Annotated in this window: 11 protein-coding genes and 1 pseudogene; 1 reads left to right on the top strand and 11 read right to left on the bottom strand. The window is 40.5% G+C overall.

Annotation, left to right across the window (positions count from 1 at the left end; all coding sequences use genetic code 11):
• Positions 1 to 404 precede the first annotated feature (404 nt).
• The 6 genes and pseudogenes from LD39_RS16425 to LD39_RS16405 all read right to left on the bottom strand — a co-directional run bounded on the left by LD39_RS16425 (position 405) and on the right by LD39_RS16405 (position 3,116).
• Complete coding sequence (locus LD39_RS16425; protein WP_035549921.1) at positions 405 to 857, bottom strand: hypothetical protein; 453 nt, start codon at positions 855 to 857, stop codon at positions 405 to 407.
• 71 nt (positions 858 to 928) lie between these two features.
• On the bottom strand, positions 929 to 1,135 hold the full coding sequence (locus LD39_RS16420; protein WP_035549918.1) for a LysR family transcriptional regulator: 207 nt from the start codon (positions 1,133 to 1,135) through the stop codon (positions 929 to 931).
• 25 nt (positions 1,136 to 1,160) lie between these two features.
• Positions 1,161 to 1,460, bottom strand: a pseudogene (locus tag LD39_RS16415) (SAM-dependent methyltransferase); the annotation flags it as partial.
• Between the two features lie 121 nt (positions 1,461 to 1,581).
• Positions 1,582 to 2,271, bottom strand: coding sequence for a nucleotidyltransferase domain-containing protein (locus tag LD39_RS16410; RefSeq protein WP_035549915.1), 690 nt, complete (start codon positions 2,269 to 2,271; stop codon positions 1,582 to 1,584).
• Between the two features lie 69 nt (positions 2,272 to 2,340).
• On the bottom strand, positions 2,341 to 2,463 hold the full coding sequence (locus tag LD39_RS22265) for a YjcZ family sporulation protein (RefSeq protein ID WP_081988487.1): 123 nt from the start codon (positions 2,461 to 2,463) through the stop codon (positions 2,341 to 2,343).
• A 137-nt stretch (positions 2,464 to 2,600) separates the two neighbouring features.
• Positions 2,601 to 3,116 (bottom strand): DUF3189 family protein, encoded by a 516-nt coding sequence (locus LD39_RS16405; protein WP_035549912.1) that lies wholly within the window; start codon positions 3,114 to 3,116, stop codon positions 2,601 to 2,603.
• Positions 3,117 to 3,216: 100 nt separating this feature from the next.
• Here LD39_RS16405 and LD39_RS16400 point away from each other — a divergent pair, with 100 nt between their 5' ends.
• A complete protein-coding gene (locus tag LD39_RS16400) occupies positions 3,217 to 3,513 on the top strand; it encodes a hypothetical protein (protein WP_035549909.1) in 297 nt (98 codons plus the stop codon).
• A 17-nt stretch (positions 3,514 to 3,530) separates the two neighbouring features.
• Here the strand turns inward: LD39_RS16400 and LD39_RS16395 are convergent, their stop codons facing one another.
• From LD39_RS16395 to LD39_RS16375, 5 genes are all read right to left on the bottom strand, one after another.
• The gene (locus LD39_RS16395; RefSeq protein WP_035549907.1) at positions 3,531 to 3,779 is read right to left on the bottom strand and encodes a hypothetical protein; all 249 of its coding nucleotides are present in this window, start codon (positions 3,777 to 3,779) and stop codon (positions 3,531 to 3,533) included.
• 39 nt (positions 3,780 to 3,818) lie between these two features.
• Positions 3,819 to 4,736, bottom strand: coding sequence for a hypothetical protein (locus LD39_RS16390; RefSeq protein ID WP_035549904.1), 918 nt, complete (start codon positions 4,734 to 4,736; stop codon positions 3,819 to 3,821).
• A 29-nt stretch (positions 4,737 to 4,765) separates the two neighbouring features.
• A complete protein-coding gene (locus LD39_RS16385) occupies positions 4,766 to 5,200 on the bottom strand; it encodes a DMT family transporter (RefSeq protein ID WP_035549902.1) in 435 nt (144 codons plus the stop codon).
• Positions 5,201 to 5,433: 233 nt separating this feature from the next.
• On the bottom strand, positions 5,434 to 5,973 hold the full coding sequence (locus LD39_RS16380) for an AAA family ATPase (RefSeq protein ID WP_035549899.1): 540 nt from the start codon (positions 5,971 to 5,973) through the stop codon (positions 5,434 to 5,436).
• Between the two features lie 194 nt (positions 5,974 to 6,167).
• Positions 6,168 to 6,467: arsenate reductase (locus tag LD39_RS16375; RefSeq protein ID WP_035549895.1), on the bottom strand; the 300-nt coding region annotated here is incomplete at its 5' end.

The raw sequence follows: 6,467 nt of genomic DNA, 5'->3' as shown, positions 1-6,467 counted from the left end.
TTTTGATTTTTTTGGTGTGTACCCTTTATTAAAATTACTCAGCCACTAATGGTTATTTAAAGCATAAACAATGAGTGAACAAATCCCCCTTTTCTTGAGATCTCAATGTCAAGATATTCTAAAAAACACTCTGCTTGCTATTTAAATATTATTTAATTTCAACTTAACAAATTTTCTTTTCCCAACTAGTACGACGATTCCATCAATAACTTGAACTGTTATTAATGGATCCATCATTTGTCGGTGCCTGACCCCCGCTGTATTAAAGCATTAGCGTAGTAGAGACCAGCCACCATTCCCGTTAAATGAGATTCTGTTTTTTTATGGATAATAAAGAACAACAATGATATCTAAAACTATAACCCCAAATTGATACTTATTTTGCTGTCACCACACGTAAGACTCTATACTAAAATTTTATACTTCTTCAGCATTTTTATATAGAAGAACGCCCCAATAAAACCAGCTAAATAGATGAAAAATGTCAAGAAAATGTTCCACCCATTAAAATAATGAATTTTCCCCGACCAAACAGCCAGGAATTCTAAAAAAGTCGTACTGATCGTGAATAAAAAAATAAGCAACGGTGTTTTGATTATCTCCTTTGTCCTTATATAACCAAAGAGAGAGGTCAACAGGGGGAAGTAACCGATTTTGTAAGGAAATGCTGAAATTGAGGAGTTATTTTCATAAGTGGGAGAAACTTTCCAAAAAAGTTCGAAGCCCCAATCACTTCCTACAAATCCAATGGCTACCCCTAGTGGATACATGAGTATTACTAATGCCGGTTTTTTTCTAAACAAGTAACCGATTATTACTCCGGGAATAAGCAGACCGATCAATAGATTGCTCCACATATCTGAGACCTCCTTTTACTTTTTTCTTAATGTTCCCAGAAGGGAGCTTTTTATTTTTTATTAAACTCAATCTATAACGCTTGTTGAGCGTAAGGTAAGAACCCTTTATCTAAATCTGTGGGTTCCATGTATTTGCCTGTTCTATGACCTACACTCTTTTCAAGTTCTCTAATCCTTTGGCTGCTCGTAGGCTGAGTAACATCCAATTGTCTCGATGCTTTACTAAATGATCCAAGACGAACGACAAGGTCAAATGCTCGCAGCTGATTTATTTCCACTCTTATTACACCTATTAAATGAAATTGGACCAGGGCCGCCTATTTGTACTCCCGCCTGATAATTCTCATCGGGAAAATTTCCCTCAGGGACGGCACATCGGATATATCCTCCACGCTTAAGATACGGATGACAAATACCTGCCGCTTCTTTACCTTCTTCATAATCTAAATGTTCCCATACGTGCTCCGCCAAAATCACTTCGATGGATTCATGAGAAAACTGTTCTTTCCAATTTGATTCTTTCAAAAGGTTTAGTTCGGACTCCTGGGTTTGAATCCAGTCTGGATTATTGTTGTGTTCTCCTGCACCGATGACAATTTTCATGTTACCCCTCCTCTGTTCGTTTGTTCAGTCAAATACCAGCTGCTCTGGTCAAAAATATGCTTTCTTTGCAATAGCTTGTCCCGATTTGATTCAGAAATCAGCCATTCGCTGACCTCTTTTTTCACTGCGTATAATCATGGAACAAGCGACCACCATAAGGAGCGAGCATCTCATCGACAAATTCGATCAATGGCTCTTTTTGATTTTCCTTATAAAAGGTCTGCACACATTGCGTGAGCCGTTCCGCTATACTTTCATCAAATTTCTTCAGGGAACGATACATCCATTTCCCTTCTCCCGTCCACTTTTGATTCGCCCTTAAAACAAAATGATGACAGCTCTCCATAATTGCGCTGACTGTATAAACGTCCTCCTGCCAAACTTGAGAACCTTCCAAATCGTCAAGAAGGTCAGAGAGGATGTACCTGCATTCATCCATTTTATAAGATGGAAGCGCAGCGGGACCTTCAGCTAAATGCGTTTTCCCTTTTTCAACTAATGATTCAGCCGCCTGATCTCCTTTAAGAATCACACCTTCCGCGCACATTCTCGTAATCAAAGGCGTCCCCTGTTGTTTTTCAATAAAAAATTGCATATCAAGCGACCCTTCATTATGAACAAATGCTTCAACAGGATAATCTTCAAATAAGTATGATTTTCGGAAAGAGTCTTTGCCAAGGATAACCATATCCAAATCTGAAGCTGGCGTCGCCTCTCCCCTTACTACACTCCCTGAAAGCAGTGCTGCTTCGCAATCTGGAAAATGAGTGGAGAGAAACCGCTGTGCTACTTTTACGATTTCATTTTTCATAACTCAAATCCTCCTATTCAAACCAAAAGAATAAGTCCAGGCCTTTTGAAGACCTGGACCAATAATGGATTAGCAGTAAAATGCTGCTCCTACAATGACCAATAGAATAAACAGAACAATGATCAAAACAAAACTGTTTCCATATCCGGCTCCACCATAATAACGCGGTGAATAGCATCCACAGTGACTCATATGATCTCCTCCTTTTTTCTCGTCAACCATAGCCTATGTAAGTAAAAAAAAATAGGATGGGCGTTCTCCCCAGGTTCATCATTAAGCACGAAAAAAATCTCATCGATGCTGATGAGATTTTCTGTATTTTATAACTATTAAGCTTGGAACTCTTTATTTTTCAGCACAATTACTTTTTCATTGGAATGGCTGTGTGCAACACGCTTCGTTTCTTTCACTAATTCATGAATAGACGGGTGGCACTTCTGGGCTCCTTTTATCAATAACGGAACCCCAAGCGAATCGATCCCTAAGCCTCTTGAAAGCATTCCACCCATCGTCATAACGAAAGGCACTGTTGGAGAGGTGTTCGAAAAGATGATTCGGTCGTCGATATCGAACAGATTCATAAACATATGGCACAAGTCACTTAAAGCTGGCACGACAAGCTTAGAGGTTTTACGTCCAATTGTATATACTGGATGCCCCTCTTCATCTTCCCCATGAAAAATAAGTTTCCCAAAATCCTTCTTGGTCAGTTGATTAAAGTAAGGAACAGCTAAAACCTCTTCAGAAGTCAATGGCTTATCTGAAGGATTGATGAGATTTAAATGATAGGCAGCCGCTAAAGAAGTGGTGTGAGTTCCACCGTAATCATTATAAATATAAATCATAATTACTCCTCATTTCTTCCATACTATTGATAGCATGAACAAATCAGACCTTCGCTATTCTTTTCGAAGATCCAGGTTGAATAAAAAGGAGTGATGATCTATGGAACACTTTCCTGTCATCCACACAAATTTCTGGGATGCTGTTATCGCCGTCCCATCTGTCCTCATCCTCACACAGTTGATCAAAATATTGTTTCCTATCCCTAAACCGCTCGTTCCCTCCTTAGCCAATGTGATCGGCTTAATTATCTCTATTTTCATTGCTCACCCTCACAATTGGTGGGCAGGCGTCTTCATGGGATTTTTCTATGGAAATGCAGCGGTCGGGGCCTATGCCTCTTTGAAAACGTCCTTCATCGCTTATAAACGCAAAAAGAAAAAACAAACGCTGCCCTAATTGGACAGCGCCGATCTTCATTGCTCTTCTTCCCATTTTCCTACTTTCACTAACTGCGATTTCAGTACATTAAATAGATTGTCGTGAACCCTGGCATAAGGTTCACCATTTGATTTCGTTTTCGTATCACGCTTAGAGGAATGCTCGATCGTAGTGACGTGGTATGGATGATCGCCTTGTTTTACATCAAGAATATACACTTGAATCGTGTGGGCATCGCGCTGATGGATGTTCATATTCATCCCGTAAATCATTTTGTTTTCCATAAGAATCCCCACCAATATTTTAATTAATACTGGATTTGATTAGTTGATTCGTTGACCAGACTTGCTCAGCACCTGAATTTCGTGTGGTCCAGGGAATTCTTCCTTTATCTGGTCTATTTCAAAGAACTCTACCATCAGATTCTCGATTTTTTTCGCTTTGTCTCCTGCCTCGTCATCTGACGAACGCAAAGTCGTGTTGACGATAATCGGATCTTCTTCTGTCAAAAGAGTCACCGAATGAATCGGTAATTGGCTAGCGTTAGTTAAGCCTTGATCGATGGCTGGTATAACCTTCATTTCCCAGTCACGGTCTGAACGTTGGGTGAAGATTAAAGGGACCCTGGTAAGATCAAACTCTTTTTCTGAAGCTATTTGACTAAACTCTTTATGATATTCATTCACCTTCAGAATATCTTTGAGCTCATCCTTCCCTTTATAAAAGATTAACTGTACACGTTTTATGTGGCCGTCGGTCGCAGCATAGCTTCTTCCAGACATAACTTCCACTTCATTTTCATTCTGGAATTTTTTCATAACTTCATCTAATTTCTGATTTTGTTCTTTGTGTAACTCCGATTGATTACTATCGTTCCAATAGGCAGCAACGATAGCTTTGAAATCCCCATGATGATTTTTCTCCAGTACAGTTTCCATTGATTTTTGCAGATCATTCTTCATTTTATCGAAAAACTTTTGTGAATACGGACGCATGACAAGCTGAGCTTCTTTTTGCGGAGGTGAAACATTCAAATCATATCCATCAGGATAACTTTTTTTCTTAAAAACGTCTTTGGCAATCGCCGATTCGATTTCATTCTCCATCTCTATCGCTTGATAGGCAGCGATGATCGAATTACTATCCACCGCTTTTGTCGTACCATTTTTATTACCCAAAATAAAAATTACCAATACCACACTTACAGCTAACACCCCAAGCGTAATCATCCATTTTTTCAAAATAAAAATCCCCTTTATGTAAGGTTATATTATCTTTTAGTAAAAAGAATGACAGCGATAATCATGAGGATCATACCAGCAATCCGCTGGCCGTCTAATTGAATTTGCGGCATCCCGAACAACCCGAAATGATCGATCAGGGAACTGGCGATTAGCTGAGCGGCAATCAGTGTAATAATAGATGCCGCAACTCCTAAGCGAGGCACTGTTAAAACCATCGTTGAAACGTAGAAAGCCCCCAGCAACCCGCCAAGCAATTGCCATTTCGGTACTTGAAACACGTTAAGAAGATTTCCTCTTCCAAAAAACAGCATGACTAAAAACAAAGCAACGGTCCCAACTAAAAAGGAGACGAACGCCCCTTCAAATACACCAACCTTTTGCCCGAGCCCACCGTTTACCGTTGACTGTATTGCTACTCCAACGCCGCCGATAAAGACAAGCAGCATCAATAACCATTGCATCTAGCTGACCCCTCCCTCTTGATGTGTGGTGTCAGGTACCGAAGACTCTTTTTTGCGTACCTGGTACCACCTGACTTCTTTTCGGTACCTGGTACCACCTCACGCCTTTCCGGTACCAGGTACCGGAAGTTCTCATTTCAGTACCTGGTACCACAATCCCGGTTCTTGGTACCTGACACCAAACACCGATTTCCGGTACCTGACACCACATAAACAGAATACTTACAATTATTTCAAAGCGAGGGAGGTTTCTCAATAGTTTCTTTGATTTCTTCGACTACCTGGCTCAAAGGCTTATGGTCAGTCTCAATGTATGTGTGAAAGTCTTCTTCTTCAAACGCTTTAAGGCATGAGTCTGCTTGCTGGAAGCACCAATTCCCTTCTTCTTCTCCACGTTCTCGCAGTCTCTCGAAGATCGTTTCTTTTTTAGCCAGTAGACAGAAGTGATGTGTGTCCTCATCCACCTTTTCAAACCCGCTTCGTATGTAGTCTAGATAATTTTTGTTCCTTATTGTCATGGGTACAATCAAGAGCATCTGATAAGTACTCACCAAATGTTCGGCTACCTGAACGGTCAGTTCTTTCCAGAGCTTAAAATCCTGAAAATCCCCACTGTCAGCTTCTCGTTGCTTCACATCATCAGGAAGGATCTCTCTAAGAAAAAACCCCACATTTTCCGGATCAAAAAGCATGCTGTTTGGTATTTCGTTTACCAGCCGTTCGGCTAAGCTTGTTTTTCCGACCCCAAAAGCTCCATTTATCATCAATATCATTCTCGTCCCCCCTATCCTCCTAATAGACGATAAAAAAGTAGATTTGTTTCAAAAAAAAAGCGCTCTCCATTTCTGGAAAAGCGCAACTTTAATTCGCGCAAATAACGCAAAGACTATCCCTCTTTGATCAAGACCAGTGGTTGCCGACTATATAATCCTAACCTTAGAAAACTACAGCTATTAATGAAGATTATTTATTTTTGTTCAACCGCAAACTGCTGAATACGCGCACTGATCTCATCACGCACACGCTGGAATACCGCCCACTTTTCTTCTTCCGTGCCTTCTGCTTTTGCTGGATCATCAAATCCCCAGTGTAAACGAGTCACATGTGATGGAGTCATTGGACATTTGTCATTCGCATCCCCGCATAGTGTAATCGCATAAGCGGCATTGTTTAAAATATCCGGATCGATGATATCAGACTTCTGATCACTGATGTCGATATCGACCTCTTTCATGGCTTTTACAGCGTTCGGGTTTAAACCGTGCGC

Source organism: Halobacillus sp. BBL2006 (assembly GCF_000786645.1).
Classification (GTDB): Bacteria; Bacillota; Bacilli; order Bacillales; family Halobacillaceae; genus Halobacillus.
The sequence above is the reverse complement of the archived record's forward strand: the minus strand, read 5'-3'. Positions and strand labels throughout refer to the sequence as shown.

Coding starts and splice junctions, on each gene's coding strand:
- LD39_RS16425 (WP_035549921.1), bottom strand. CDS start 857: ATGTGGAGCAATCTATTGATCGGTCTGCTTATTCCCGGAGTAATAATC.
- LD39_RS16410 (WP_035549915.1), bottom strand. CDS start 2,271: ATGAAAAATGAAATCGTAAAAGTAGCACAGCGGTTTCTCTCCACTCAT.
- LD39_RS22265 (WP_081988487.1), bottom strand. CDS start 2,463: ATGAGTCACTGTGGATGCTATTCACCGCGTTATTATGGTGGAGCCGGA.
- LD39_RS16405 (WP_035549912.1), bottom strand. CDS start 3,116: ATGATTTATATTTATAATGATTACGGTGGAACTCACACCACTTCTTTA.
- LD39_RS16400 (WP_035549909.1), top strand. CDS start 3,217: ATGGAACACTTTCCTGTCATCCACACAAATTTCTGGGATGCTGTTATC.
- LD39_RS16395 (WP_035549907.1), bottom strand. CDS start 3,779: ATGGAAAACAAAATGATTTACGGGATGAATATGAACATCCATCAGCGC.
- LD39_RS16385 (WP_035549902.1), bottom strand. CDS start 5,200: ATGCAATGGTTATTGATGCTGCTTGTCTTTATCGGCGGCGTTGGAGTA.
- LD39_RS16380 (WP_035549899.1), bottom strand. CDS start 5,973: ATGATATTGATGATAAATGGAGCTTTTGGGGTCGGAAAAACAAGCTTA.